This is a genomic window from Pedomonas sp., assembly GCF_036515995.1.
In the GTDB taxonomy this organism is placed as follows: Bacteria; Pseudomonadota; Alphaproteobacteria; order Sphingomonadales; family Sphingomonadaceae; genus Pedomonas.
This window is the reverse complement of the sequence record NZ_DATBUP010000036.1, coordinates 1-26,177: the sequence shown is the minus strand read 5'-3', so window position 1 is coordinate 26,177 and position 26,177 is coordinate 1. Positions and strand designations below refer to the sequence as shown.

The following is a 26,177-nucleotide window of genomic DNA, read 5'->3' as shown; positions in this document are numbered from 1 at the left end:
CTGGCCCTTGTGGATGCTCCGGCATGGGATGCCAGCACAGACCGGGGCCATGCTGGGCTGGACGGACAGCCCCTTGTCGGCCCTGGGCGAGAGGCAGGCTCGGGCTCAGAGCGAGCGCCTGTCCGCACAGGGCATTACGCAAATCCTTTCCTCAGATCTGGCGCGCTGCCAGGCGACGGCCCGGATCACGGCCGAGCGGCTGTCCGGTCAAAGCCAGCCGGCGCTGACCGTTGCTCTGAGCGCTGACCTGCGCGAGTTGAATTTCGGCGCATGGGACGGGCAGCCGGCTGCATCCATTGCACCGGATGCCCTTCGGGACTTCTATGCAGATCCGGATCGATGCCCGCCGCCGCAAGGTGAACGCTGGTCCGATTTAACGGCCCGTGTGAGCCGGGCACTGGAGACCCTCTCTCCCCGGCCCACTCTCATTGTTGCCCATGGCGGCAGCATGCGGGCGGCCCTCTCGGTCCTGCTCGGGTGGGACATGCGCCAGTGTTGGACGATCGATCTGCCCTATGCCGCGCTGCTGCGCTTCCAGGTGTGGGACATACGCCCGCGCACGGCCCAACTCACCGGGCTTTTCCTGCTGGAGGACAGGCTATGAACCGGACACCGGGGCGTGGCGCGGCACTGCGCGGCACTGCCAGACAGGCCGCTCTGGCAATTCAGTTCATGACCCGGCTGCCCATGCCTGCCCTTGCCGTCTCGAGCGAAGATTTTCAGGCCGCCATGCGCTGGTTCCCGCTGGCGGGACTATTGGTGGGCGGCGTCGTGGCGGCCGCCTTCTGGCTTGGAGGTTTGATCAGCCCGTGGCTTGCAGCACTGGCAGGATGCGCCGCCTGGGTATGGGTAACGGGCGCTCTCCATCTCGATGGCCTGGCGGACCTGGTCGACGGTCTGGCGGCAAGCCACGGTAACCCGGAAAAGCTGCGCGCGGTCATGAAGGATCCCCACATCGGCAGCTGCGGGGTCAGCGCTCTTGTGGTGCAGCTTCTGGCCAAGGCTGTCCTCATTCATGAACTGGCCCGGCTTGCAATCCCAGCCCTTGCAGCACTGATGGCGCTGCTCATGGTCCCGGCGCTGGCCCGGCTGGGGCCATTGCTCTGGACCTTCTGGCTGCCGCCCCTGCACGATGGCCTGGGCTCGCGTTTCAGGGGCGGCGTCTTGACCGTCCACCTGGCGGCGTGGGCCGCCATCCTGGTGCCGCTTGCCCTGTTGTACGCGCCTGCGCTCGTTGCTGCCCCTTGTCTGCTCGGCCTGTGGGGCCTGTGGTTGAAGCGCAGGCTCGGCGGCATCTCAGGCGATTGCCACGGGGCCGGGATCGAGCTCTGCGAGACCGGCCTGCTACTGGTTCTGGTGGTGGCCGGCGCGACGTGACAGGGCGATCAGCGCTTCCACATCCACATGGCGCTCAATCTTTGCGGCAATGGCGTCCAGCGCCTCATCGACCAGCACCGCATGGTCCGGCGCGCTCTCAGCCCCCTCGCCTCCCAGCAGGGCAATCCAGGCGTCGCGCTGTGTCGCTTTGTTGAACAGGCCATGGACGTAAGTGCCCATGACCCGGCCGGTCGCGGACACGGCGCCGTCGTGCCAGCCGTCCGACAGTCGCGCCAATGGCCGCGCCGTATCAGGGCCCGTGGTGACGCCGATATGCATTTCATAGCCATCAAACGCGGCCTCCAGCGCCGTGCCCTCCACCGAACGCAGCGTTTTCGCGCCGGACAGGACTGTGTCGACCGCCAGCAGCCCCAGCCCCGGAACTGTAGTCGCCGGGCCCTCGCTGCCGTCCGGGTCGCTGATGGTGCGCCCGAGCATCTGGTAGCCGCCACAAATTCCCAGCACGCGCCCGCCGCGGCGCACGTGGGCGAGAAGATCGATCTCCCATCCCTCTGCCCGCAGGAATTCAAGATCGGCAACGGTCGCCTTGGAGCCGGCCAGAACCATAAGATCCGCCTCCACGGGCAAGGGCGAGCCGGGGCGGATCATTCGCACCTCGACGCCCGGCATATGCGCCAGCGGATCCAGATCATCAAAATTGGACAGGCGCGGCGTGATCGGGCAGGCGACAATCAGCGGCCTCATCTCCCCGGCAGGACCGGCCTTGCGCTCGAGCACCACGGCATCCTCGCTCGGCAGACGGGCAACCTCTGCCAGCCACGGCACCACCCCAAAGCCACGCCAACCGGACAGCTGCTCGATCTGACGATAGCCGTCCTCGAACAGACTTGGGTCACCACGGAACTTATTGATTAGAAAGCCCGCAATCATCCGAGCGTCCGCCGGGTCGATCACGGCTTTCGTCCCGATGATCGAGGCAATGACGCCGCCGCGGTCGATATCACCCACAAGAATGACGGGCACGTCGGCGGCCCGGGCGAACCCCATGTTGGCAATGTCGCCGGCGCGCAGGTTGATTTCGGCTGGCGAGCCCGCCCCTTCCACCACCACGATGTCACACGCCGCGTGCAATCGCTCAAAGCTGGCCATGACCTCACTGAGCAACGATGCCCGTGCCTCCCGAAAGTTACCGGCACGCAGTTGCCCGCGCACCCGGCCGTGGACCACCAGCTGCGACGTGCGGTCCGCCTGTGGCTTCAGCAACACCGGGTTCATGTCGACTGCCGGCGGAACCCGGCAGGCGACTGCCTGCAGCGCCTGTGCCCGCCCGATCTCTCCGCCATCGCGTGTAACTGCCGCATTGTTTGACATGTTCTGCGGCTTGAACGGCAGCACCTTCAGGCCCCGGTTCACGAGGGCACGGCAGACCCCTGCGACGAGGACCGACTTGCCCACGTCCGAACCCGTGCCCTGAAACATCACAGCAGCCATGCCAAGCCTCCGGTCAGAACCACCAACAAAGCACAGGCACGACGGTACAGTCCAAGAGCGGCAAAGACGTCTTGACTGCCCAGGTCCGCACGCCCGCTGCCGATCCAGGGCTTCGGGTGACGCACGCCATCATAAACCACCGGCCCGGCCAGTTTCAGATCAAGCGCACCAGCCATCGCCGCCTCCGGCCAGCCCGCATTGGGCGAGGCATGCTTGCCACTGTCGCGCCACATCACGCGCCAGCCCCGGCCGGCTACAACGCAGATCAGAATGCCGGCCAGCCGCGCCGGAACGAAGTTTGAAACATCGTCCGCTCGCGCCGCCGCCCAACCAAACTCTCGCCAGCGGGGCTCCTTGTGGCCGATCAGACTATCGGCTGTATTCAGCGCCTTATAGGCCCAGAGGCCCGGCAGCCCGCCCACCGCCAGCCAGAACAGCGGCGCCATCACGCCGTCGCAAAAACTCTCGGCCAGGCTTTCAACGGCAGCCCGCGCGATGCCGTGGGCATCCAGCGTTTCGGGATCACGCCCGACGATCTTTCCGACCGCACAGCGCGCGCCCGTCAGATCACCATCCGCCAGAGCCCGGGCAACGGGAACCACATGATCATGCAAGCTGCGCACCGCCAGCCCCGGCCAGGCGAGAGCGGCAACCGCCAGCCAGCCCCAGGACCCGAGAAAATAGACGAGCCCGGTCTGGATCAGCCAGGCACCGCCACCAGCTGCTGCCAGCAGAAGCAAGACGGCGAGGACACCCAGGGCCCGCCGCGCGCCGCCTGCAAGCTGCGGCTGGTTCCAGAAGGACTCAAGCCTATTGATCATCCGCGCAAACAGGCCGACCGGGTGGCCGACCCGCTGGTAAAGCCATGACGGCCAGCCAAGCGCTATATCCACGAGTAGCGCGCCGACCGCCACCATTGACAGGAGAGAAGATGGAAAGGTCTCCAGCGTCATGTGCGCCACCCCGCCAGGGCCGCGTCCAGGCGGGCCCGCTGGGCCCTGGTTGCAGGCAGACCAATACGAAGCCAGCGCGGATCGTAGCTGAACGGGCGGGTCAGGATGCCCTGCCGGGCCAGATGCTCGAACAGGGCCGCGCTTCCGCCTTCATGCTCTTCCGCCTCCACCAGCCGGAACAGCGGACAATCACCGCGCGGGCTCAGCCCATGACGCGTCAGAAGATCATCCAAAACCGCACAGTCTTCGCTCAGCCGCGCGCGGGTGGTCGCATGCCAGACCTCATCCGCATAGGCTGCACGACCAATGCTGATGGCCGCGGCATTGACCGGCCAGCTTCCAAGCAAGGCCCGCATCCGCTGTACAAGGCCAAGCGGCCCGATCAGAAAACCCAGCCGCAGCCCGGGAAGGCCGAAGAACTTGCCGAAGGAGCGCAGAAGCACGACCGGCAGATCAGGCTGCTCCGTCATGATGTTCCAGAGGCTCGGCGCAAGGCTGCCGCCTGCATGCGCATCAATGAAAGCCTCGTCCACGACAAGCCAGCCCCCTGCCCGCTGTTTGTCTCGCGCCACCTTCAGCAGCGTGTCGACGCCGAGCAGCCGTCCGTCCGGATTGTTCGGATTGGCTAATAACAAGGTCCCGGGCTGGCGGGCGAGCTGGGCAAGCTCTTCAGGGCTGCCGGGCTGGCAGCCCGGCAGCCCTTCCAGATGGGTCCGATAGGCTGGCCAAAGACAGGAAAAAGGCGCAGGAGCGCCTGCGTCCGCCAAAAGACGCAAGCCCAGTTCACTGCCTGGTGTTGCGCAGACATGCTCCGGCATTACACCGAAGTACCGGGCAGCAACGGCCTCAAGCCCGGCAAGGGCATCCGGCTCTGGAAGACGTGTCCAGTCAGGGGCAGCAGCATCCGCAACTGGCCATGGCACCGGATTAATGCCCGTTGACAGATCCAGCCACGGCTCGGGCGCATCCGGGAAGCGCGCCACAGCGTGAGAGACGGCACCGCCATGGAACACCCATTGATCTGTCACGATATTTCCAATCTTTCAAACAATCAGCTAAGCAGGCCAGACGGCCCCGATGCGATGACAAGGCAGCAGTAAATGACCAGCTCTCCGGTGCAAATCCTTTTCGTGCTGGGCGGTGCGCGATCCGGCAAAAGCCGCTACGCGCAGGGCCGCGCCGAGGCATTATCCAGGAGCCGGGTTTATATCGCAACCGCTCAGCCATTTGATGCGGAAATGCAGGAGCGCATTGCGTGCCATCAGGCCGACCGCGGGGCCGGCTGGCAGACGATCGAAGCCCCGCTGAAGCTGCCAGAGGCCATCACCGTCCATTCAGGCCCGGATCGCGTCGTCCTTGTTGACTGCCTGACGCTTTGGGCCTCCAACTTGTTGCTGGCCGAGGAGGATGCCGAGGCAGCAACGGATCGTCTTGTTGATGCCATTAGGTCTGCCCGGGGGCCCGTCGTTCTCGTGGCCAACGAAGTGGGGCTGGGCATTGTCCCCGACAATGCGCTGGCGCGCCGTTTTCGCGATATTGCCGGGCGCATCAATCAGGCAACGGCCGCTGCAGCCCATGAGTGCGTGGCGGTCTTGGCCGGCCTGCCGTTGGTACTGAAGCACCCGGCCTGAGATCGCCTGAGTGCACAGGCTTCAGGCTTCATCAGCAGTCACATCCATAGCAGAGGCTTTGTCAGTGCGCGCTTGGGACCACCTTCCGTGGGTCTCCCGAGACGACACCCACGGACGCAGCACCGCCCCGGCAGCAAGCCAGGCCTTGGGTCGCCCCTAGGATTGAAGGAAATCAATCGCCAGCCGCTCGAAGCGGTCCTTGCATTCAATCATCGCCCAGTGACCGCAGTTGGGGAAGACGTGCAATTCCGCATTGGCAATCAGGCGCATCGGCAACAGCGCGCCATCCAGCGGGCTGACCTTGTCGTCACGTCCCCAGGCAATGAGTGTAGGCGCCTGAATTTTACCCAGGAACGCGAGCCGCTGCGCGGCCGCCGGGCCTTTCATTGCCTCGCCAATCGCCTGCAGCGCGCTGCGGGTATACATCTTCTTGCTGCTGGCCATTGTAATCGGATCGAGCGCGGCCTTGAAGCGCATGTCGACCAGGTCCTCGGTGAGGATGGATTTGTCGTAAACCATCGACTCCAGCCAGGCGACGATGTTCTCCCGCGTCGGGTTCTCGATAAAGTCGACGAGCCGCGTCAGTCCCTCGTTCGGGAATGTGGAGGTAATATTGAAGCCGATCCCACCGATGGTGATGTATCGGTCCACCCGCTCCGGATGATCCGCCGCCAGATGGCCGCCCACAATGCCGCCATAGCTGTTGCCGATGATGCTGGCTTTCTCGATCCCGAGCCCGTCCATCAATGCAATAACGGCATGCTTGGCGACTTGAACCGGATCGCCGTCAACGGGATCGCTTTTGCCGTACCCCGGCGCATCAAGAATGATCGTGCGGAAATGCCGGGAGAAGACGGGCAGGTTACCGCGGAAATTGGCCCAGCCCGTGACGCCCGGACCAGAGCCGTGCAGCAGAAGAAGGACCGGGCCTGAACCTGCCTCGTGGTAATGCAGCCTGCCTTGTGCTGTGGCGAGAAACTTGCTTGTTTCCTCAAAAGTGAGTTCGGACATTCTGCATCCCCCGTTGTTGAGCGGGTGGAAGCTTAGAAGTGCGTCAGAGCAGCCACAACCTCACAACAGCGAGTGTAATTCAAGATGCCAGCCCCCTTTTGGGACCTGCTGTCATCCTGTCGTGCCGAACGCGGAAAAAGCGGACAACTGACCGCCATCGACCAGAATATCGATACCGGTCATGAAACTTGCAGCAGAAGAACAGAGGAAAGCCGCAACATTTGCCACCTCCTCCGGGCGGCCCATTCGGCCCAGCGGTGCCTTGGTAAGCATCTTCTCCATAATGGGCTGTGCTGAATTTTCGGCGCGTCCCATCTCCGTATCGATGATCCCTGGGGAGATGGAGACGATCCGCGCACACTGACGACCGAAAACTGACGCTTCCCTGCGCACCAGCGCGTGTACGCCGCGCTTCGAGACGGCATAGGCCGCCTGTGGCGTCGGCGCGCAGGCAATCAGGGAGCCGACGGTCTCAGGTGATGTCGCCTTTGCGATCTCACCGTCCAGCGCACTGCCCAGCATGTGGCCCGCCATGGATGCCAGCAGTACGACCGCAGCTCCTTCAGACAGTTTTGGCCGCACGGTCTCCAGCAGTCTCATGGTTGCGGCCAAATTGACATCCAGGATCCGCGCCGGCTCTGCCATGCTCGGCGACACTCCCGCGCAATGAACCAGCGCGCCGACCTTGCGATGCCCGATAGCGGTGACCAGCCATTGCGGAAATCGGCGATCACTGATGTCCCCGGCAAGCGTGCGAACATCCCCGCACTCTCGCAGGGGATCGGCCACCCCGGCCAGTTTCTCCGTATTCATGTCGCAAAGCAGAAGCGGCCAACCGGCCCTGGACAGGGTACGGGCGACAGCGGCCCCCATGCCGGATGCTGCACCGGTCACAATCGCAAGGCGGGATGGGTGCAGGATTTGGTCTGTGTTGACTATCGACACCATTGCTCTCTCCCTGCCGCTCTCCCTCTGCCATCGCCTGGGACAGCCGATGTGATGCAGGAAATGCTAGGGCGTCTGACGGTAACAACTCCAGCCTTTGCCCGCCCCTACAGCAACGTCATCGTGGCGGCGATCATCGCCGGTGCTCGAGGCCTTGTGATTGATTAGGACGGGCGGCCTGCTTAGCTTCGAGGGCGTACGATGCTGTTCGCCTTGCCAAATGAATTCTGGACCCTCCCCTCATGGCCCGGTGCGCCTGCGTCGTACATCTGCGAGCTCCACCGCCTGTTCCGCCTGAGCCGGGACTGGCCTCAGCCCAAGACAAGCGAGCCATGACCGACGTTCCTTCCCTGCTTGCCGCCCTGGCGCCTGTGTCCGATATCGATTTTGCCGAATTCGGCGAGACCGAGGTGACCCGCCTTCCGCGCATTCAAAAGCTTACGGCAAGCTTTCTGGCACGCAATTGGGTGACCATTCCGCACGTCACCCACCATGATGAAGTCGACGTAACTGAACTGGAGGAACGCCGCAAAGCCTGGAATACCCAGAATCCGCAGAGCAAGCTGACCCCGGTTACCATCGTTCTGAAGGCATTGGTCCCGGTGTTGCAGCAGTTTCCGCAGTTCAATGCCTCGCTTACGGCCGACGGCAACTCCCTGGTTCTGAAAAAATACATTCACATCGGAGTTGCTGTCGATACCCCCTCAGGACTTCTGGTGCCTGTTCTGCGCAACGTGCCGGACAAGAGCCTCGCCGAACTGACCGGCGAACTGGCTGCCGTTGCCGAGAAGGCGCGAACCAAGGGCCTGAGCTTACCCGAAATGTCGGGCAGCTCGTTCACTGTCACCTCGCTCGGCCATATCGGAGGAACGGCATTCACGCCGATCATCAACGCGCCCGACCTGGCCATCCTCGGCATGACGGCCCTGCAAATCCGACCTGCCCCCGGGCCGGACGGGGGTGTAATCTGGCGCAAGATGTTGCCTGTGTCGCTGAGCTACGATCATCGGGTGATCAACGGGGCCGATGCCGCCCGATTTGTGCGGGCCCTGGGCCAGGCACTGGCCGACCCTAACCTGATCGGGCAGGCCTGATGAGCCATTTGGCTACTCAAGTGTGACCACTCCGAAGCGCGGTCACACATTCTTGCCCGCCCCGGAAAAAGAAAAGGCGGGCTAAAGCCCGCCTTTGTCTTGTCTGAGCGCTTGAAGGGCTCAGAGCGCCTTGATTTCCTTGGCGGTCAGCGTGCTGACCAGGCCACGCTCGGAATTGCTGAGCGTGTTGACCGGAATCCGGACAACCCGGCCGCTGTAAATGACGCTGACGGTCACCGGGGTGCCGTTTTCGGAAAATACGCGGTCGACGCGGCCAATGCGACGGCCATCGGCGGCAATAACCAGCACGCCGGCTTTTACCTGAACGGCGGCCTGAGCTTCTGCAGCAGCAGCGGCCGGGGCATTCGCAGCCGTTTCAGCCAGAGCCGGCAGAGCAGCCATGCTTGCAACGAGGGTTACCAGGTGTACGATTTTCATTTCAACTAACCAATTTTAACCTGAACTTGGCAGACAATTGGCCCGTGCATTACCATATTGACCGCTGCGAACGCCGCAGCCAGTGTGGCAATGCAGCGAAGTCCGCAAGGTCCAGCACACGCGCGAACCATTACGGGCGGCACATATCGTTGGCTCGCGCAGCTTTCGCAACCATTGATAGCATCCAATTGCTATTGGAACGCCTGTTGCTGGCATAATCGATAGGATTCGAGCGCCCCTCACAGAAAGGTCGCATCCCTTGCCGCTCAAAGGCCAATCGCCGTTGTGAGCGAAGCGACCACCCAACTGGCACCAGACGTGATCAGATGACAGCGGTCACGACATGGCGCACAATAGGCCGCGGAACACCGCGGCGAGCTCAGATTTAACACCCGCGGCTGCTTCCTGGAGACCATCAGATATGACCATGCACACCGCGCCCTCCGGCTCAGCGGGATCTCTACCCACAGCAGAGATCCCATGGCCGTTGCGGGCATGGGCGTTGCCGGTGCTGGGCTGCCTCGTCGGACTGGCCGTCCACTTGCTGACACGCCTGGATGCTTCACCGGCCAGCGATGGCTCCGCTGCAGTGAGGTGGGCGCTCGCCACGTTCCTGTTTGTGGTTGGAATAGTATACGGCTTTGTCGTTGAACGCGGCCGCCTGTCCTCCAGCCTTGTTTTTTCCGTCGCGGCTGGCGCGATCATTGCCTGCGCAACCTACTGGAATGGCCCCTTCGACACCGTGGCCTATGACGAGCCGTGGCGTATTGTCTGCGCGGCGCTGGCAGTAACACTTGCTGCTCCGCTTTTTCAGGCTTGGTGCGATCGCAGGGCGGGCGAAGCTCTATCCTACTACAACGTCCATAACCGCGCCTGGATGAACGTCATATTATGGTGTGCCGCCTGGGTGTTCGTCGGCATCGTGTGGTTGATGGCCTTCCTTCTGGCGGCGCTGTTCGAGCTGATCGGCATCGACCTGCTGAGCGACCTGCTTGATAAGACGTGGGCGGCTTACGTTCTCACCGGTGCGGCCTTTGGAGCCGCTGCTGGCGTCCTGCGCGACCGCGAACCGGTGCTCCACCTGATACAGCGCGTCGTCACGACGATTCTCTCTGTCCTTGCGCCAGTTCTGGCAATCGGCCTCATTCTGTTTCTCTCGTCGCTTCCCTTTACCGGGCTCGCTCCGTTATGGGAGGCGACAAAATCAACAACGCCAATCCTGCTTTCCTGCGTTATCGGCGCATTCAGCCTGATCAATGCCGTGATCGGCGCCGGTCCCGCCCATGAAGGACGCCACACAGCGCTGAGAGCCAGCACAATTGCCCTCAGCGTCGCCATATTGCCTTTGGGCGTCATATCCGCCGTCTCAACCTTGGCCCGTATCAACCAGCATGGCCTGACTCCGGACCGCCTATGGGCGATCGTCTTCATCGGAATCGCTTGCGTTTACGGCATTGCCTACCTCGTAGCCGTTATCCGCAGGCGGATGGAGCCGGCTGCGCTGCTCCGGTCGGCCAACCTCAAGCTGGCTTTCGCCCTGTGCGGGCTGGTCCTTGTTCTTTCAACCCCGCTGATCAATTTCAGCGCGCTCTCGGCTGGCAATCAGCTGAAGCGGCTTACCAGTGGGGGCGTATCTCCAGACGAATTCGACTGGCAGGCACTGCGGTTCGATTTCGGGCCTGCCGGTATTCGCGCACTTGAAACTCTGGCAAGAGAAGGCGCTACCCCTGTTATCCGTGATTCAGCGGCCCATGCGTTGCGGCAGGAAACCAGATGGAGAACCTTCGAGCCATCCCGGCCAGCGATTAAAGAGGAAGACCTGACGGTCCTTCCAAAAGGGTCAGAACTGCCTGCAGACTTCAAGAAGCAGCTGACAAGCCACGACGCTTGCGGGTTGAATGCACCCTGCGTCGTCCTGCATGAAGCTGGCAGCCGCGAGGCAATCGTCGTCACTCTCCACACGGTCAACATGTGGCGGCAGGACGGCGGGATATGGCGCAACGTGACCTATGACACCCGCGATCCGGAGGCGCTTGCGGCAAGCACGCAGCAACAGGCCGCTGCCCTGAAGGCCGGACAGGTGGAGATACGCCCCGTTGCGCGCCGCCAAGTTTATGTTGGAGGCCAGCCGGTCGGCCCGCCTTTCGAGTAAGCAGCGTCACATTCCTCTCTTGCTGCCGATTATTCTGAGACCGACCTGTTGCCTCTCAGCAAGCCGGCGGAGCGGCTGCCTGCGGGCATTTTGCTCTCTGTTTGTCGATTGTTCAGTCCCTGTGCTGTCTCAGGATAATTTTCAAATATATTCTTCCCTGCACTCTATCATAAAACCGAAACATCAATCTGCCATCAGCAGTCGCATCCATCTGTAACCCAGGAGTGCGACGTTGCTCGGTTTATGGTGCCCGGAAAGAATAGCGGCAAAGGGCCGGACGCTATTCAGCATGTTCCCGCGTGGGCGGGCCAAGGAGCTGAGAGCGGCTGCATGCTCCCGGACTGCAAGAGGCGAACTGTCCACAGCTCGCTTAGGAATGCGTGCAGCTGCCGCAGCGGAGGAGAGCCCCGTCCGTGGTTCCGCGCATGAGACCAAAGAAAATGTCGCAACTCGCCGCGATTGCTTTGTTGTGCGTGAGTGGCTGAGGGAAAGAAGGCGCCGGCGGACGAGCCGGTCAGGCACCGCTGGATGCTCTGGGGCGCATAATAAAATATCCAATGTTTTTCAGCTCATCGTGACCCGCGAGCGGACCGCTCGGCATTTCGTCACTCCCCATTCTTGTTCGGCAAGGACGTTTTCCAATGCAAGTTGATCGCCGCTTTCTGATGAAAGCCACTGGCAGCCTCGCCCTGTTCTCTGGCCTTGCGCCCTATTCCGTGTGGGCAAAGGGGCTGGGCGCATACCCGTTCACGTTGGGCGTTGCCTGCGGTGATCCTTATCCCGATGGTTTCGTGCTCTGGACCCGCTTAGCGCCTCGCCCGCTCGACGAGCACGGCGGCATGCCGATGAATGTCGTGCCGGTGAAATATGAAATTTCAGAAGACGACAGTTTTCGCACCATTGCCCAGAGCGGCGAGACGCAGGCCAGGCCTGAACTGGGCCATGCGGTGCACGTCGAGGCAGCCGGCCTGAAACCAGGACGCCGCTACTGGTACCGATTCCACGCAGCCGGCGAAGTCAGCCCGGTGGGCACCGCACGGACCGCGCCGGCAGGTGGAGCGCATGTCGAACACGTCCGCCTGGCAGTTGCCGGATGCCAGCATTACGAAGCCGGGTTTTACACCGCCTACCAGCACATGGCGCAGGAGTCGGATCTCGACGCCGTCTTCCATTACGGCGACTATATCTACGAAGGTACAGGAAACCCCGGTAAAGCGGGCCGCATCCGGGCGCATATCGGTGATGAAATCTATACGATCGACGATTATCGCCGCCGCTACGCCCTTTACAAGAGCGACCCCGATCTGCGGGCAGCCCATGCCGCCGCTGCATTCGTGATGTCGTACGATGATCACGAAGTTGATAACAATTGGGCGGCAGATATCGATCAGGACGGCACACCGCCGGAATTCTTCCTGTTGCGCCGGGCCGCTGCAATGCAGGCGTGGTACGAGAACCTGCCTGTGCGTCGCTCACAGCTTCCTGTCGGTGGCCGGCTGAAAATGTTCCGGCGTCTGGATTATGGCGATCTGCTGCGCATACATGTGCTCGACACCCGCCAGTACCGCACAGATCAAAAGTGCGGAGAGAACGAGACGAAGCCCTGCCGCGCCGCTGACGAGGCCGGCCCCGTCACGTTGCTCGGCGCCGAGCAGGAGCAATGGCTGGGCGAGGGTCTTAGCACGAACCATCGCTGGAACCTGCTGGCGCAGCAGGTGATGGTCATGCCGATGCGGTATCCGATCACGCGCAAGGCCGGTACGACCAACATGGATAGCTGGAGCGGATATCCAGAGGCTCGCCAACGGCTCGTCGGACAGATTACGGACCGCGGGCTGACCAATGTTGTCGTTGCGACCGGAGACGTGCACAAGCACCATGCCGGTAACGTTCCGGTGCGTGATGACGCGCTGGATGGCCCCGCTGTTGCCACCGAATTCGTCTGCACATCGATCAGTTCGGATGGCGATGGGCAGCCCCTGCCGTCCGACTGGCGCGACATGCCGACCCAAAATCCCCACTGCAAGCTGTTCAACAGCCAGCGCGGCTATCAGGTGTTCGATATCACGCACAAGGCGTGGCGGACGGATATCAAGGTGCTGGACCGCATCACAACCCGGGGCGGCGCACTAAGCACCCTTGCTCGTCTTCATGTTGATCCGGACAAGCCGGGACTTGCCTGACCATTTTACGCGCATGCGCCAGCAGGGCGGGAGAACCTGCTGGCGTGCGTCGGCTTTCGGCGGGGGTCCGCCCGTCAGGCTGCCCAATGATCCTGCCAGTTTCGTGAGCTTTAACTCTTGCTCCCCTCTCGCCACCCTTGCCTACGGGGAGGGTATGCTGGCAATCCCTCTGCTGCGCCTGATCCAGGCTGCGACAGAACAAAAACGGGGGGATCACGTTCGGCCAAGCCGCCGGGACGTGCCTGAATGAACAGGTTGAGGGCAATGCCAAACGATCAAGCTGAGCGTGACCAGGTCGCTCTGGACAGGGAAAACAAGCCAAACAAGCCCAAGCGCGCAAAGCGCTTGCTGACGTTTGCGACGGCTCTTGCCGCTATTGCAGCCATCGCATGGGTCGGCATCGAGCACGAGCCTCAGAACTGGTTCCGCGCCAAACCCGCCGTTGACTACAGCGGTCCCACCGCTGGATGGGAAACCTGGGGCGGCGATGCAGGCGGCAGCCGCTATTCACCGCTTACACAGATCACACCGGACAACGTCTGGGCATTGAAGCCTGCCTGGACCTACCATGTCGGCTCTGTAGAGGCGCCGGAGGGCCTGTCGCCCACGCTGGAGGTCACGCCGATCATTGCGGAAGACCGCATGTATGTCTGCGCCGGCACGGGGCGGATCGCAGCAGTTGATCCGGAAACCGGCAAAGAAATCTGGGCGACGGATCCGAAGTCTGACAACTTCAGCACCTACCTGCTCAACTGTCGCGGCGTCACGTACGCGCGCGATAAGGCTGTGCCGCAGGGCGAGGCCTGCGCCGGCCGCATCTATGCCGGCACGCTGGATGGCCGCCTGATGGCGCTGGACGCGGCCACGGGCAAGCGCTGCAGTTCCTTTGGGCAGGACGGCATCCTCGATCTGAAGCCGGGTCTGGGCAAGACCGAGCGAGGCGACCTGGCCATTTCCTCGCCGCCGGTGGTCGTTGGCGACAAGATCATTGTCAACGGCCGTATCCCCGATAACATGCGCGTCGACGTGCCTGCAGGCGCCATACGCGCCTTTGACCTGCACACCGGCGCACCGGCCTGGGCGTGGAATCCCCTGCCGCCCGGCATGACGGATGCCGAGTTCGCCAAGGAGAACGAACCGTTCGTCCGCGCGACGCCGAATTCCTGGGCCCCGATGGCAGCAGACCCGGACCTCAACCTGGTCTATGTGCCCATGGGCAATGCGGCCCCTGATCACGTCTCCTACATCCGCAACGGTCTCGACCACTATGCCAGCTCGGTCGTTGCGCTGGATGCGACCACCGGCGCGGTGCGCTGGCATTTCCAGACCGTGCACAAGGACGTCTGGGATTACGACATTCCGGCCCAACCGGTGCTTTTCGACCTGCCGACGGATAACGGCCCAGTCCCTGCCCTGGCCCAGACGACCAAACAAGGTCACATTTTCATTCTGGATCGGCGCGACGGCACGCCGCTGTTCCCGGTCGAAGAGCGCCCGGTGCCCCAGAGCAAACTGCCGGGCGAAGTTCTGGCCCCCACCCAACCGTTCCCAGTCAACCCGGCCTTCGTCATTCGTAAGCCGGAATTGACGGAAGACGACATGTGGGGTTTTACGCCCTATGATCGGGCCAAGTGCCGCGAGCAGTTCCGCGGACTGGATTACGCAGGCATGTTCACCCCGCCGTCCACCCGCGGGTGGATCAACTGGCCGAGCTTCATGGGCGCTTCCAACTGGGGCGGCGTTTCCATCGATCCCCAGCGGGGCATTCTGATCGCCAACACTACCCACATGGCGGCAAAGATGCAGATGGTGCCACGGGAGGAAACGGATAAGCTGCTGAAGGCAGGCGAGCGCATGCTGCCAACATTCGGCGCGCCCTATGGCCTGAAGATGGAGCCGCTGCTCTCTCCATTCGGCGCACCCTGCAATGCGCCGCCGTGGGGCAAGCTGACCGCCATTGACCTCAAGGCCGGCAAGGTGCTCTGGGATGTCCCGTTTGGCACGACTCGAGATACCGCGCCCTTCCCGCTCTGGTTCAAGATCGGCGTGCCCAACATGGGGGGCTCGGTCATTACCGCATCGGGCCTGATCTTCATTGGCGCCTCAACCGACAACTTCCTGCGCGCCTATGATATCAACAGCGGCGAGGTTGTCTGGAAAGCACGGCTTCCTGGTGGCGGCCAGGCGACGCCGATGACCTACAGGTTGCGCAAGAACGGACGCCAGTATGTCGTGATTGCCGCTGGCGGCCACAAATACCTGGGCACCAAGGTAACCGATGCCATTGTCGCCTATGCACTACCCGAATAAGCCGGGACGCGGCCGAAAGAGCAGCTAAGCCTCTTGGCATAAGAAGAAGGGAAGCGACGGCCAAGGCCCGTCGCTTCCCTTTTTTGTTGCCCCAGGTCTGGTTGTCCCGTGGCGCATTCCCGCCTCAAAGCTGATGAATGTTCGTCGGCCCCCAATAGGCATCCATGGAGACGATGAGACCGTCATCGTTGAAGACCATCACGTCCAGCGTATCGCTGCGAAACGGTGCGGATTGGTCGACCGCCCGTACGACGAAGGCCGCAGCGCCGTGACGCCCGGCAACTCGCACCTCGCCCTCCAGTTCCATGACCATGCGCCCGGTGACATCAAATGCACGCTGATACCACTCACGGATCTCCTTTGAGCCGCGCACGCCCGGGCCTGTAACCGGGTCTCGCACCACTGCGTCAGCTGCGTACAAGGCGGTAATTCCTTCGGCATCCGCGGCCGTGAACAGCTCTGCATATCGTTTGAAAACCGCCGCGATATGCTCCGGAGCAGGGCCACTCATGTCCTGGTCGATCAGGATGGCCTGGGTCGCATTCGGCAGATCTTCTATTTTATTCATGTCGCTCACCTTGAAAGTCTCCTCTTCCTGAGCCGGCTTTTTTAAACCGTCGATACAGTGTGACTTGCACCGCGGACAGCAAGCTGCGCCCCAGCAGCCGCCGGCAAGATCCACCTGAACAGCAGGATCCTGTCGCGGATTGTCCCAAGCCCGCCCGTGCCCTGTTCTTCCTCCTCGCAATACATCTCCTGAATGCATGCATGCGGCGGTGACACGATTATTGTCCTGAAACGCCCCGCAGTTGAAGCTTTAAAATACCGATCAGTTTAATAAAAGCCGGTGTTGCCCTATCCAAGGCGGCCCGAAAGGCTGGGACACACCGGAAGTCATCCAGAATTTACTTGATGCGGGCTGGTGTGTCTGAAATCTAAACGCCATGACAGACGCTCCCGCAGCCAGAAGCAAACACCAAGCCGTCCGCAGCGTCGGCCGCCCCCGGCGGCTGGCGTTGGACCAGGTGCTTGATGCCGCCCTCGAGCTGGGGCTGGACAACCTGACCATGGCTGCTGTGGCGAGCCGGCTGGGCGTTGGCGTTGCCGTGCTGTACAGCTACGTGAAGAACCGGGAAGAGCTGGTGCGCTTCGCCTCGATCCGCGCGGCTCATCAGCATGGTTTTCCGGAAGACAGAGGGCAACACTGGGCACACTATGTTTCCGATTATGCCCGCGGCCTCTACGAGATGCTGACGTCCAACAGCCAGCTGATAGCAAGCTTCCTGGAAGGGGGCCTTGGCCCGGAAGCGCAGATCGATAGTGCCGAAGCATGGATGTCGGCGCTGACGGAGCGCGGCTTCACACCGCAAGAGGCCGTACAACTGCTGCGGGTCGTCGGACAGCTTGTCCTTGGCTGCGCCGCAACGGCCATACATGCGCGGGCCTTGGCCGCAAACGGCACGTCATATTCGGCTGCGGCCTGCAAGGCGATAAACAGTCGATCCGACGAGGAATTGCCGCTCCTGAAACGCCACATCGAAACTTTCACGGACGATACTCAATACGGCAGTTGGGAAGACAGTCTCCGGCTCATCCTGCAGGCTGTCGCAGCCGAACGCGAGGAAGCTCTGCCGCCATCCCCTTCTGTCAAGCGCTAGGTCCAGCTTCGCAAGGCCCCTCCCGCACCAACAGAACGAGATGATGTCGGGAGCGGTATCCGCCCCCGACATCGTGCTCGTGGAGCAGGCTTTGCCCTGCGCCTCAGGCGGCCAGCTGGTGCGGCCCCGGCGCTTCGGGCGGGTAAATACGCGGCAAGCCCGGATCGTAGACCTTGTTCAGAAGCGAAATAAACGCGGTGTCGCGCAGCGGATTGCTCGGCACGTCGACGGAGTAGCCGCGCGCCCGCAGGTCCTTGATGAAGGTATCGAAGACCTGATCATGCGTCAGGTCATCCGTATGCTCCATCACTGCCTTCAGTTCGGCGTAGTCCGCATAAACGGCCGCACCCCAGTGCACCAGAAAGCGCATCTCCGATGCCGGCACCTTTTGTACGACCTCGCTTCCGGTGCGAATGCGCCAGCCATCGGCAACGTCCGGATCGGCCTCGAAAACCGAGTCGAACGCCAGCCCCTTCGGCATGCGCTGGTCAACCGGGCCATTGGGCTCGGCCCGGTGGTACATCATCTCGTTCTGCACCACGACGGCACGGCCCCACATCGGAGCCGGGATGCGCTTGGGCTGCGCATGCGGCCCTTCCGGCCAGTAGGTGAAGCCGCCGCCGATCGTGCCTTGGTAATACCAGGCGATGACCTGCGCCTTCTTCATGATCCAGTTGCTGAACAGGCCCGACTTGGTCATGGTGTTCATCAGCCAGATCGGCGAGTTTGCCTGATTGATCCCGCGGAACTCGGTTGCATCGAGGTGGGCCGGATCCGTACTGTGGCAGGCCCCGTTGATGTTGAACAGCATGTTTTCGGGCGTGGCGTAGTCCGCCTTCCAGTATGCCTTCGCGCGCGCCAGAAAGTCGCTGTTGTAAAAGCAGTCTTCCAGTTCGGGATACAGGCAGGCGCCGTATTTGGCGATGTAACCCCTGAAGTTCGGCGTCAGAAACATGTCGAACGTCGGCTTCACACCTTCCGGCATCGAGCCGGACATGGTGGCGACAACCTCCTCGGCCGATGCGAAGTGCTGCGACAGGATCGTCTTCCACGGGCCGTTGCGGCGAACCATATCGATCAGGCGCGCATGCTGATCCTGGGTATAGGCGCTTTCCAGAATGACCGGTTCGGCAACTGGCCGAATGCGGGCTGCAATATCATCGAACATGGACTGGCTCCTCCCCTTCTATCTTTGCAAGCAGGATAGCGCTTCGCCAAAAGGCCGGCAATATTTTTCGAATTTCATTCGAAAATGCCGCCTGTCCTGGGAATCATTGCATCTGGGCCATCACCTCCGTGCGGGCGAAGGCTGCATGAGAATGGCAGCGACGGGCAGGCGCCCCCTCTGAGCAGCGATCATACCCTTGAGGGTGGGCGCATTCGCCCTCGGGCCAAGGCCCGCCGGCGTTTAATTGACTTGACGCACAAAAAACAGCAGGCATCATACGCATATCGCGTCTATAACACCCGAAACCACCACCATTTGCGTACTAATTTCGGGCATAATTGCCACCTTGGGGAAGGATCGAAGATGCAAGGCAAGGTCATAATCGTCACAGGCTCGAGCGACGGCATCGGGCGTGCAACTGCCGACCGTCTGACTGCTGACGGCGCACACGTCGTCCTCGTCGCTCGTCGGCCGGAGCCGCTGGCCGAGGCGGAAGCCGCCATTCGCGCTGCAGGCGGGTCGGTTGAAACCGCACAGCTCGACGTGTCTGACGGAGTCGCTTTCGATCGTCTCATCAATGATGTCGCTCAGCGGCACGGTCGCCTGGACGGCCTCGTCAACAACGCAGCCAAGACCACCATCGGCAAGGTTGTGAACATCACCGACGAAGACTGGCGCTCCACGTTCGCGACCAACGCGGATGCAATCCTGGTCGGCACCCGCGCTGCACTGCGCATCATGCTGCCGCAGAAGTCAGGCGCTATCGTCAATATCGCCTCCACCAACGGCCGCCGCGCCATGACCGGCATGGGCGCCTACTCGGCCTCCAAGGCCGCGCTGATTCACTTCAGCCGAGTTGCCGCCATGGAAGCAGCGCCGCATGGCGTGCGCGTCAACGCCCTGGCCCCGGGCATGGTGCTGACCCCGGCCAACGAGGAATTCTTCAAGACGCAGCCCGCAGCAAAATCGGCTGTTGAGTCCTCCATCCCGGCAAACCGGGCCGGTCGACCGGAAGAGATTGCGGGCGCCATCCGCTTCTTGCTGTCGGACGATGCCAGCTTCGTAAATGGCGTCTGCCTCGATGTCGACGGCGGCAAGGCCGCACAGCTCTACATGCCGGGCTGAGGGAGAGAGAGCAATGCTCAGAGCAGAAGGTAAGCGCGCTGTCGTCACGGGAGGCGCACGCGGCATTGGTCAGGCCATCGCCAAGCGCCTGGCGGACGAAGGCGCACGGGTCGCGGTGCTGGATCTGGACGAGGCGGCGGCCAATGCCGCCCTCGGCGGCGCACCGCATATCGGCGTTGGCTGCAACGTGACGGATACGGCATCGGTTGATGCAGCGTTCGCACGGGTAAAGGCGGAATTCGGCGGCGTCGACATTCTGGTCAACAACGCCGGCATCGGCTCGGCACCGGGCGACGGCATGGACAAATACTATGCCGGGATGGGCGAGCGTTATGCGCAGATCGCGGCAGGCGAGACCCCGACCTCCTATGCTGACCAGACCATTCACTGCAGCGATGACGGCTGGCTGAAGGTCATGGACGTGACGCTGAACGGCGTGTTCCGCTGCTCGCGCGCAGCGGTCCGTCTGATGGTCGAGGAAGGCACCAAGGGCAGCATCGTCAACATCAGCTCCACTGCCGCCGTGCAGGGCAACGGCCCGCTGCCCTACTGCGCTGCAAAAGCCGCAGTACTCGGCCTGACACGTGCACAGGCACGTGAGCTGGCAGATCGCGGCATTCGCGTCAACGCCGTGGTGCCGGGCGCAACGGAGACGCCGATTTACATCGGCATTCCGGAGGAGACCAAGCAGGCCATCGCCAACGACAGCCTGATGAAGCGCCTTGCCGATCCGTCGGAAATCGCAGCAGCAGTTGCCTTCCTCGCAGGTTCTGATGGCTCGTTTGCCACCGGCTCGGTCGTCACCGTCAATGGCGGCGCGTATTTCCTCTGAAGGTGAGATATGAGCGATCAGTCTGATATTCTGAGCCGTCTTGATCGCCTGGAGTCGCTGGACCAGATCCGGCAGCTTCCGGCCAAGTACGCGCTGGCGCTCGACATGCGCGACACCGATGCGCTGGTCAACCTGTTTCCGGCCGACGTGAAGGTGGGCAAGGATCAGTTCGGCCGCAAGGCAATGCGCGACTGGTTCGACGAGACGCTCGGCCAGCAGTTCGACGGCACCTCGCACCACATCGGCGGGCACATCATCGATTTTGACGACCCGGACAACGCCCAGGGCATCGTCTACTCGAAGAACGAGCACGAATGCGGCGCGGACTGGGTCATCATGCAGATGATGTACTTCGACAAGTACGAACGGATTGACGGGCGCTGGTACTTCCGCCGCCGCTTGCCGCTCTACTGGTATGCGACCGACCTGAACAAGCCGCCGATTGGTGACCGCAAGATGCGCTGGCCGGGCGTTCCGCCCTATCACGGCAGCTATCATGACCTGATGCCGTCGTGGAAAGAGTTCTGGTCACGCGGCGGCCAGGCAAGCGACACGCCGGTGGCCGAGCCCGCACCGCTTGATAAGTTCATCGAGACCATGCGCCGCGGTGCGCCGCTCCCGCGTCCGCGGGTTCGCTAGTTCTCAGCGCAATAATTGGGAAGGGAAGTGCCAGGCGGCGCTTCCCCTTTCCTTCTGAAATCAGGCTGGGACACCCACCATAAAGGCCAGCAAGCGCACCGGATGTTCATTGTGGTTGTGCCACGCATGATTGGTATTGCGCTGAACCACAAGATCACCCGGCTGCACGACAACTTCTTCGTCGTCCAGCTTCAGCGTGACGGCCCCGTCCAGAACCACCACGTAATCGATTGTATTGGTGAGGTGGAAGCCTTCCGGATCCGCACCCGGTGCGCCAGCCGCCAGGGCTGCGCGCATTTGCTCAACGGGAGGCAGGCTCACGATCGCCCAGTTTGTATGACCGGGGCCAGCTGGAAAACCACCCGGCTGCAAGCCATTATCCAAACCCAACGGCGCATCCGGCTGGGTGGACCAAAGCGTGCTCCATGCTGTCTCTGGCACAGCCTCCACACTGAGAAGATGCGAGCGGCCGTTTGTTGTCCCGGTTACAATCCGGCGCATCAGTCCTCCTCTGGCGCTTCAGCCTTGCTGGTAATTCGAGCAACACCAAAGTTGTATTTGAAGTTCTCGACCGAAATCGACGTCTCGACACCTCGAACGCCGTCCAGCACCCGGATCTTTTCGTTGATCAGTTCATTGAGTTGCTCGATGCTGACAAACAATCCCATGGCCAGCACGCTGTAGCGGCCCAGCAAGACCACGACGCAATTAATTTCCGGTAATTCCGCCAGCTCCTTCGCCAGAGCCGAAACCCGGCTGGGCTCCGCCTGAATCCCGATCATGACGAGATTGGGGGAGCCGGCCAGGCGGTAGTCCGTCACAACAGAGAACTGGATCAGACCTTCAGCCTGCAGCCGCTTGATGCGGCTGCGGATCGTGCCTTCGGCAACCTGCAGATCCGCAGCGATCTGGCGGTTCGAAACCCGGGCATCCAGAGCAAGCTTGGCGACGATACGCTGATCGAGGTCATCCATACCCTGCCCTCTCACCGGAACACCTCGGTGAGCAGGGCAGATGCCAGGACATTCCGTGCGCGACGCCGAACCCTATGCCCCAGGTCCGTCAACGCGCCTCCTCCGCAACAATTTCCAGGAACAGCGGTCGCTCGCCGCCGCCATGAACGGCAAGCTCGGCGCCGCTGACATAGGCCGCCATCGACGAGGAAAGATAAACCACGGCATCGGCAATATCCTCGCCGCGCCCCATCCGCTTGAGTGGCAGCGAATTGGCAATCCGCTCCTGCGCCCGGTCCGTGCCATAGGTCTGCTCGGCAGTTTCGGTCTCGATCAGGCCCACAATGATTGCATTGACGCGAACGTCCGGCCCCCATTCCTGCGCCAGACTCTTGGTCAGGCTGACAAGGCCGGCCTTGGCCGCGCCATAAATAGCGGTGCCTGGCGACGGCCGTACGGCAGCCACACTGGCGATATTAACGATGGCCCCCTTGGCCTCCCGCAGGTGCGGATAAGCCGCCTGGGATACATGCAGCGGTGCCAGCAGGTTGAGAGCAAGAATCGCTTCAGAGAAACGCGGGCTCGCAGTTGCGGCATCTGCATGCGGCGAACCACCGGCGTTGTTCACGACGATATCAAGACGGCCATGCTGCGCGACGGTGGCCTCCACCAACGCCTGAGCCTGCTCGGCCTTGCGGATGTCGCAAGCCTGGAATGAGGCGCGACGCCCGTTCACTTCCGGCAGGCTCTCCGGCTCATTGCGGCCACAGGTGACAACCTCGCAGCCGGCCGCAAGCAGCCGGCGAACGATCACCGCGCCGATGCCGCGCGTTCCGCCGGTGACGATTGCAACTTTTCCCTCAAGCCCGATACTCATGTTCCATAACCTTCATTTTGCCGGTTGCCTCTGGCAGCTCTTCAAATACTCGGTGATGATACAGACCACGGCCGACGCAGATAGCGCCCACCTCCGACGCGGCGACGTCCAAGCGCCATGGAGCAGACGTGTCCAAAGCGTGCTGCTCGAACGGCCGTATCGTCTGTCTGCCCCCTGCTCGATGCCCCCCAGAAGCGATTCTTAACGCTTCGGCATCGTAATCCCATTCTTATGCGTTGCCAACGCTTTACTTTTCTACGCATTTGCTGGACACTCCCCTGCGGCATAATCGGATCCACCGTGATTATCGCCAAACGAATAATATGAAATCAGGAGAGCCCGCCCGGCTCTGGGGAGAAGAACATGGCGTACACGCTCCAGCAACTGTCTGATCTGGAAGACATTCGCACACTGAAGCATCGCTATTATCGCGGGATCGACACGGCCGACATGGGCCTGCTGGCGAACCTGTTCACGGACGATGTTTATGTGGATTACCGCGGCGGCGGTTACCGTGTAAATCTGACCGGCAAAGACAACATGCTGGAGTTTCTAGCCAACAGCTTCAACGCGGATTCCGTCGCGATGCACCATGGCCACATGCCGGATATCACGCTGACGGGCGAGGATACGGCAACCGGCATCTGGTATCTTGAAGACATCTTTATTTCCCTTGAAGCCAAGTCCCACACCATTGGCACGGCCATCTACAAGGATGAGTACCGCCGGGAAGATGGCGTCTGGAAAATTGCACGGACGGAGTACGACCGCGTCATCGAACTCGTCTGGCCGCTCGATCCGTCGATCAAAATCATGTCCCAGCATCTGGCCAAGACGGGTAGAAAGCCGCATGAACTGACCGACAACAGCCGCTTTATTACTTGGTCAAACGCAGGCTGATTGCTCAGCCCCGCTTTCCCTTTGAGGCGCAATCGCAAGGGCCAGTCCCGATACGGTTGCGCCCGCCTATCCACGTATTTTTTCAGCACTTAAAATGCGTGGATACGAAACGCAGAGACTACGGCCCTTCCAGTTGCGCAGTATCGCTTGCAGACATATCGGAAGCGCTGTAGCTAACAAGTAAGTAAGCACTGATAACGAGAGAGGACTGCATGCTCGCCAAGGTCACACTCCCCAAGACAGATCTGTCGGTCAGCCAGCTCTGCTACGGCACCAACATGCTGGGCACAGCGATCGATCAGGGCCGCACCAACGAAATTCTGGACACGTTCGTCGAACTGGGCGGCAACTTCCTTGATACCGCCCGGTCCTACGGCGACTGGATACCCGATGCCCCGGCAGGTGCGAGCGAACGCGCGATCGGCGCATGGCTCAAAGGCAAGAACCGGAGCGATGTCATCATTGCCACCAAGGGCTGCCAGTTCGACATGCGCGTGGGCGACTGGCGCAACCGCGTCACCCCGGCTGACCTCGAGCAGGACCTGAAGGAAAGTCTCGAGCATCTGGGCGTCGACACCATCGACCTGTACTGGCTCCATGCCGACAACCCGGCAGCTCCCGTCCAGCCAATCATTGACGCCCTCATCGAGCACCAGAAGGCTGGCCGCATTCGCTATTTCGGCGCATCCAACTGGACGGCCGAGCGCATTCGTGAAGCCAATGCCTATGCCGCTTCCATCGGCCATGACGGCTTTGTCGCCTGCCAGCCCTTCTGGGGTCTGGCCGTTCCCAATCGTGAGAACGCAGCCCAGCAGGGCTACCAGTGCTATTACGAGGACGGCTTCCAGTCCCTGCACGCTGATGGAATGCCCATGATCCCGTATGCAGCGCAGAGCGGCGGGTATTTCAGCAAGCGCGACGCCGGCGGTGTTGATGCCGTGCCGGAAGGCCTGCGCGCCCGCCATGACCACCCGGCCAACGATGCGCGCCTCAAGGCCGTGCAGGACCTGGCCAAGAAGCACGGCGCCACGATCAATGAAGTCGCGCTGGCCTACCTGACATCGCAGCCGCACCTGACCGTTCCGATCTTCGGCGCCAGCCGTCCGGAGCAGATCCGCGAAAGCGTGAAGGCTGTTGCCCTCAAGCTAAACGCGGAAGAACTGCGCCAGCTTCAGGCCGCTTGACCCTGACACCGGAGCGGCACGGCATGCATCTGCCATGCAGACGGCGCCGCTCCGGCCTTCTTCGCCAAGAGTAGAGGCTGAAGTATGCATTCCGCGACCAGTGCCAGGCTCGCGCTTGATCACCTGACGGTTGTCGACACAACCCCCTCGCAACTGGTGGAAGCCGCAGCAGACGCGGGTTGCCAGGCGGTCTGCGCCTTTCTGGAACCCATGTCCGTCCTGCCGGACATGCCGCAATTCGACATGCATACCGGATCGACTGAGTTCCGCGAAACAAGGGCGCGCATGCGTGATCTGGAGATTGGGCTTGATATCGCCTACCCCTTCACGCTTACCGGCCGCAGTGAAATCGCCGCATTCCGACCAGCGCTGGAGTGCGCAGCCGGTCTCGATGCATGGGCCGTCAACGTCCTGAATTACGACCGGGATCCCAATCGACAGATCGAGAATTTTTCCGCATTCTGCGAGCTCGCCGGCGAATACGGGCTCAATGTCGTTCTGGAATTTTTCCCGTCGTCGCAGGTCAAGACGCTCGAGCAGGCGCTCGGCCTTGTAACGAGGGTGAACAAGCCGGACCACGTCGGCGTCAATGTCGACTTGCTGCACCTGGTCCGCTCCGGCGGCAGCTTGCAGGATTTGGCCGGAGCTGCGCCCGAGTTCATTCTTTACGGACAGTTCTGCGACGGGCGCGCCACCTGCGACCCCGAACAACGGGAATTCGAAGCATCAGCTCAGCGTATGCTGCCCGGCGAGGGCGCGCTTGATCCTGCAGGTTTTGCGCGAGCATTGCCTCGAACGTGTCGGGCCAGTGTGGAGGTGCCACAGCACGACGCCCTGCACTCCGGCATCTCCAAAGCCGAGCGTGCGCGCCGTGCCGCATCAGGCGTCCGATCGATTTTGCAGAACCTCTAGCAGCCACCGGCACCGTCCGGGAAACACGACGAATTCCATAGGTTGCAAGCTCTGGGCGAACACGACCGTTGACATGGCCGCCGCATTGGCATGCCATCACAAAAAACAAGTGGCTTAACGTTTCCGGGGAGGGAAGCTGAGATGCCATCAGCACACGAGACAGCGGCCGATGCCGCTCCTGGCCGAAGTTCGGCCTACGCCATCTACATCCTGCTTTTAATGCTGTTGGTCAATACGATCAGCTATGCAGACAGACACCTGTTCTCTATCCTGATCCCCGCGATCAAGGCGGAATTTGGCGCCAGCGACTCCCTGATGGGGCTCATCGGCGGTCCCGGCTTCATGATCAGCTTCGTCCTGTTCACGATACCAGTCGCCCGACT

General features: G+C 61.9%; 25 protein-coding genes and 1 pseudogene. 15 read left to right on the top strand and 11 right to left on the bottom strand.

The annotated features are described in order from the left end of the window. Positions 1 to 13 precede the first annotated feature (13 nt). Both VIG90_RS03135 and cobS read left to right on the top strand, forming a co-directional pair. A complete protein-coding gene (locus VIG90_RS03135; protein WP_331591992.1) occupies positions 14 to 604 on the top strand; it encodes a histidine phosphatase family protein in 591 nt (196 codons plus the stop codon). Next, positions 601 to 1,377 (top strand): adenosylcobinamide-GDP ribazoletransferase, encoded by a 777-nt coding sequence (gene cobS / locus VIG90_RS03130; protein WP_331591977.1) that lies wholly within the window; start codon positions 601 to 603, stop codon positions 1,375 to 1,377. Before VIG90_RS03135 ends, cobS begins: the two co-directional genes overlap by 4 nt. Here cobS and VIG90_RS03125 read toward each other — a convergent pair. From VIG90_RS03125 to VIG90_RS03115, 3 genes are read right to left on the bottom strand one after another with little or no spacing between them, the layout of a single operon-like run. Beyond that, on the bottom strand, positions 1,345 to 2,829 hold the full coding sequence (locus VIG90_RS03125; RefSeq protein WP_331591976.1) for a cobyric acid synthase: 1,485 nt from the start codon (positions 2,827 to 2,829) through the stop codon (positions 1,345 to 1,347). The two genes, cobS and VIG90_RS03125, sit on opposite strands and share 33 nt — an antisense overlap. Beyond that, on the bottom strand, positions 2,817 to 3,782 hold the full coding sequence (gene cbiB, locus VIG90_RS03120; protein WP_331591975.1) for an adenosylcobinamide-phosphate synthase CbiB: 966 nt from the start codon (positions 3,780 to 3,782) through the stop codon (positions 2,817 to 2,819). Before cbiB ends, VIG90_RS03125 begins: the two co-directional genes overlap by 13 nt. Then, entirely contained in the window at positions 3,779 to 4,810 is a 1,032-nt protein-coding gene (locus VIG90_RS03115; protein WP_331591974.1) for a threonine-phosphate decarboxylase, read from the bottom strand. The genes cbiB and VIG90_RS03115 overlap by 4 nt, the downstream gene beginning before the upstream one ends. Positions 4,811 to 4,882: 72 nt before the next feature. Here VIG90_RS03115 and cobU point away from each other — a divergent pair, with 72 nt between their 5' ends. Beyond that, positions 4,883 to 5,413, top strand: a complete 531-nt coding sequence (gene cobU, locus VIG90_RS03110) for a bifunctional adenosylcobinamide kinase/adenosylcobinamide-phosphate guanylyltransferase (RefSeq protein ID WP_331591973.1) — start codon at positions 4,883 to 4,885, stop codon at positions 5,411 to 5,413. Positions 5,414 to 5,569: 156 nt separating this feature from the next. Here cobU and VIG90_RS03105 read toward each other — a convergent pair whose 3' ends face one another. Both VIG90_RS03105 and VIG90_RS03100 read right to left on the bottom strand, forming a co-directional pair. After that, on the bottom strand, positions 5,570 to 6,424 hold the full coding sequence (locus VIG90_RS03105; RefSeq protein ID WP_331591972.1) for an alpha/beta fold hydrolase: 855 nt from the start codon (positions 6,422 to 6,424) through the stop codon (positions 5,570 to 5,572). Between the two features lie 111 nt (positions 6,425 to 6,535). After that, entirely contained in the window at positions 6,536 to 7,372 is an 837-nt protein-coding gene (locus VIG90_RS03100; RefSeq protein ID WP_331591971.1) for an SDR family oxidoreductase, read from the bottom strand. 329 nt (positions 7,373 to 7,701) lie between these two features. Between VIG90_RS03100 and VIG90_RS03095 the strand changes: the two genes are divergently transcribed. Next, entirely contained in the window at positions 7,702 to 8,463 is a 762-nt protein-coding gene (locus VIG90_RS03095; RefSeq protein ID WP_331591970.1) for a 2-oxo acid dehydrogenase subunit E2, read from the top strand. Between the two features lie 120 nt (positions 8,464 to 8,583). Here the strand turns inward: VIG90_RS03095 and VIG90_RS03090 are convergent, their stop codons facing one another. Then, positions 8,584 to 8,901 carry a hypothetical protein gene (locus tag VIG90_RS03090; protein ID WP_331591969.1) on the bottom strand — a complete coding sequence of 106 codons (318 nt, stop codon included), beginning with the start codon at positions 8,899 to 8,901 and terminating at the stop codon, positions 8,584 to 8,586. Between the two features lie 421 nt (positions 8,902 to 9,322). Between VIG90_RS03090 and VIG90_RS03085 the strand changes: the two genes are divergently transcribed. The 3 genes from VIG90_RS03085 to VIG90_RS03075 all read left to right on the top strand — a co-directional run bounded on the left by VIG90_RS03085 (position 9,323) and on the right by VIG90_RS03075 (position 15,546). Beyond that, a complete protein-coding gene (locus VIG90_RS03085; protein ID WP_331591968.1) occupies positions 9,323 to 11,053 on the top strand; it encodes a DUF4153 domain-containing protein in 1,731 nt (576 codons plus the stop codon). A gap of 641 nt (positions 11,054 to 11,694) precedes the next feature. Beyond that, positions 11,695 to 13,236 (top strand): alkaline phosphatase D family protein, encoded by a 1,542-nt coding sequence (locus VIG90_RS03080; protein ID WP_331591967.1) that lies wholly within the window; start codon positions 11,695 to 11,697, stop codon positions 13,234 to 13,236. A gap of 264 nt (positions 13,237 to 13,500) precedes the next feature. Further along, the gene (locus VIG90_RS03075) at positions 13,501 to 15,546 is read left to right on the top strand and encodes a pyrroloquinoline quinone-dependent dehydrogenase (RefSeq protein WP_331591966.1); all 2,046 of its coding nucleotides are present in this window, start codon (positions 13,501 to 13,503) and stop codon (positions 15,544 to 15,546) included. A 124-nt stretch (positions 15,547 to 15,670) separates the two neighbouring features. Here VIG90_RS03075 and VIG90_RS03070 read toward each other — a convergent pair whose 3' ends face one another. Continuing rightward, complete coding sequence (locus VIG90_RS03070) at positions 15,671 to 16,114, bottom strand: nuclear transport factor 2 family protein (RefSeq protein WP_331591991.1); 444 nt, start codon at positions 16,112 to 16,114, stop codon at positions 15,671 to 15,673. 376 nt (positions 16,115 to 16,490) lie between these two features. On the opposite strand from VIG90_RS03070, the gene VIG90_RS03065 reads away from it, so the two are divergent. Further along, on the top strand, positions 16,491 to 17,204 hold the full coding sequence (locus VIG90_RS03065) for a TetR/AcrR family transcriptional regulator C-terminal domain-containing protein (RefSeq protein ID WP_331591965.1): 714 nt from the start codon (positions 16,491 to 16,493) through the stop codon (positions 17,202 to 17,204). 103 nt (positions 17,205 to 17,307) lie between these two features. Here VIG90_RS03065 and VIG90_RS03060 read toward each other — a convergent pair whose 3' ends face one another. Further along, a complete protein-coding gene (locus VIG90_RS03060) occupies positions 17,308 to 18,372 on the bottom strand; it encodes a hypothetical protein (RefSeq protein WP_331591964.1) in 1,065 nt (354 codons plus the stop codon). Positions 18,373 to 18,735: 363 nt separating this feature from the next. Here VIG90_RS03060 and VIG90_RS03055 point away from each other — a divergent pair, with 363 nt between their 5' ends. Genes VIG90_RS03055 through VIG90_RS03045 form a run of 3 tightly spaced genes read left to right on the top strand, consistent with a single transcriptional unit; the run spans position 18,736 to position 20,968 of the window. After that, a complete protein-coding gene (locus VIG90_RS03055) occupies positions 18,736 to 19,497 on the top strand; it encodes an SDR family NAD(P)-dependent oxidoreductase (RefSeq protein ID WP_331591963.1) in 762 nt (253 codons plus the stop codon). A gap of 13 nt (positions 19,498 to 19,510) precedes the next feature. After that, complete coding sequence (locus VIG90_RS03050) at positions 19,511 to 20,329, top strand: SDR family NAD(P)-dependent oxidoreductase (RefSeq protein ID WP_331591962.1); 819 nt, start codon at positions 19,511 to 19,513, stop codon at positions 20,327 to 20,329. Positions 20,330 to 20,338: 9 nt separating this feature from the next. After that, positions 20,339 to 20,968 (top strand): nuclear transport factor 2 family protein, encoded by a 630-nt coding sequence (locus VIG90_RS03045; RefSeq protein ID WP_331591961.1) that lies wholly within the window; start codon positions 20,339 to 20,341, stop codon positions 20,966 to 20,968. 60 nt (positions 20,969 to 21,028) lie between these two features. Here VIG90_RS03045 and VIG90_RS03040 read toward each other — a convergent pair whose 3' ends face one another. From VIG90_RS03040 to VIG90_RS03030, 3 genes are all read right to left on the bottom strand, one after another. Then, a complete protein-coding gene (locus VIG90_RS03040) occupies positions 21,029 to 21,469 on the bottom strand; it encodes a cupin domain-containing protein (RefSeq protein WP_331591959.1) in 441 nt (146 codons plus the stop codon). Beyond that, positions 21,469 to 21,942 (bottom strand): Lrp/AsnC family transcriptional regulator, encoded by a 474-nt coding sequence (locus VIG90_RS03035; protein WP_331591958.1) that lies wholly within the window; start codon positions 21,940 to 21,942, stop codon positions 21,469 to 21,471. The genes VIG90_RS03040 and VIG90_RS03035 overlap by 1 nt, the downstream gene beginning before the upstream one ends. Positions 21,943 to 22,030: 88 nt before the next feature. Then, positions 22,031 to 22,798 carry an SDR family oxidoreductase gene (locus VIG90_RS03030; protein ID WP_331591956.1) on the bottom strand — a complete coding sequence of 256 codons (768 nt, stop codon included), beginning with the start codon at positions 22,796 to 22,798 and terminating at the stop codon, positions 22,031 to 22,033. A gap of 363 nt (positions 22,799 to 23,161) precedes the next feature. On the opposite strand from VIG90_RS03030, the gene VIG90_RS03025 reads away from it, so the two are divergent. From VIG90_RS03025 to VIG90_RS03010, 4 genes and pseudogenes are all read left to right on the top strand, one after another. Continuing rightward, on the top strand, positions 23,162 to 23,698 hold the full coding sequence (locus VIG90_RS03025; protein ID WP_331591955.1) for a nuclear transport factor 2 family protein: 537 nt from the start codon (positions 23,162 to 23,164) through the stop codon (positions 23,696 to 23,698). Positions 23,699 to 23,910: 212 nt separating this feature from the next. Beyond that, positions 23,911 to 24,882, top strand: a complete 972-nt coding sequence (locus VIG90_RS03020) for an aldo/keto reductase (protein WP_331591954.1) — start codon at positions 23,911 to 23,913, stop codon at positions 24,880 to 24,882. A gap of 84 nt (positions 24,883 to 24,966) precedes the next feature. Beyond that, positions 24,967 to 25,794 (top strand): sugar phosphate isomerase/epimerase family protein, encoded by an 828-nt coding sequence (locus tag VIG90_RS03015; protein WP_331591953.1) that lies wholly within the window; start codon positions 24,967 to 24,969, stop codon positions 25,792 to 25,794. Positions 25,795 to 25,935: 141 nt separating this feature from the next. Further along, a pseudogene (locus VIG90_RS03010) lies at positions 25,936 to 26,177 on the top strand (MFS transporter); the annotation flags it as partial.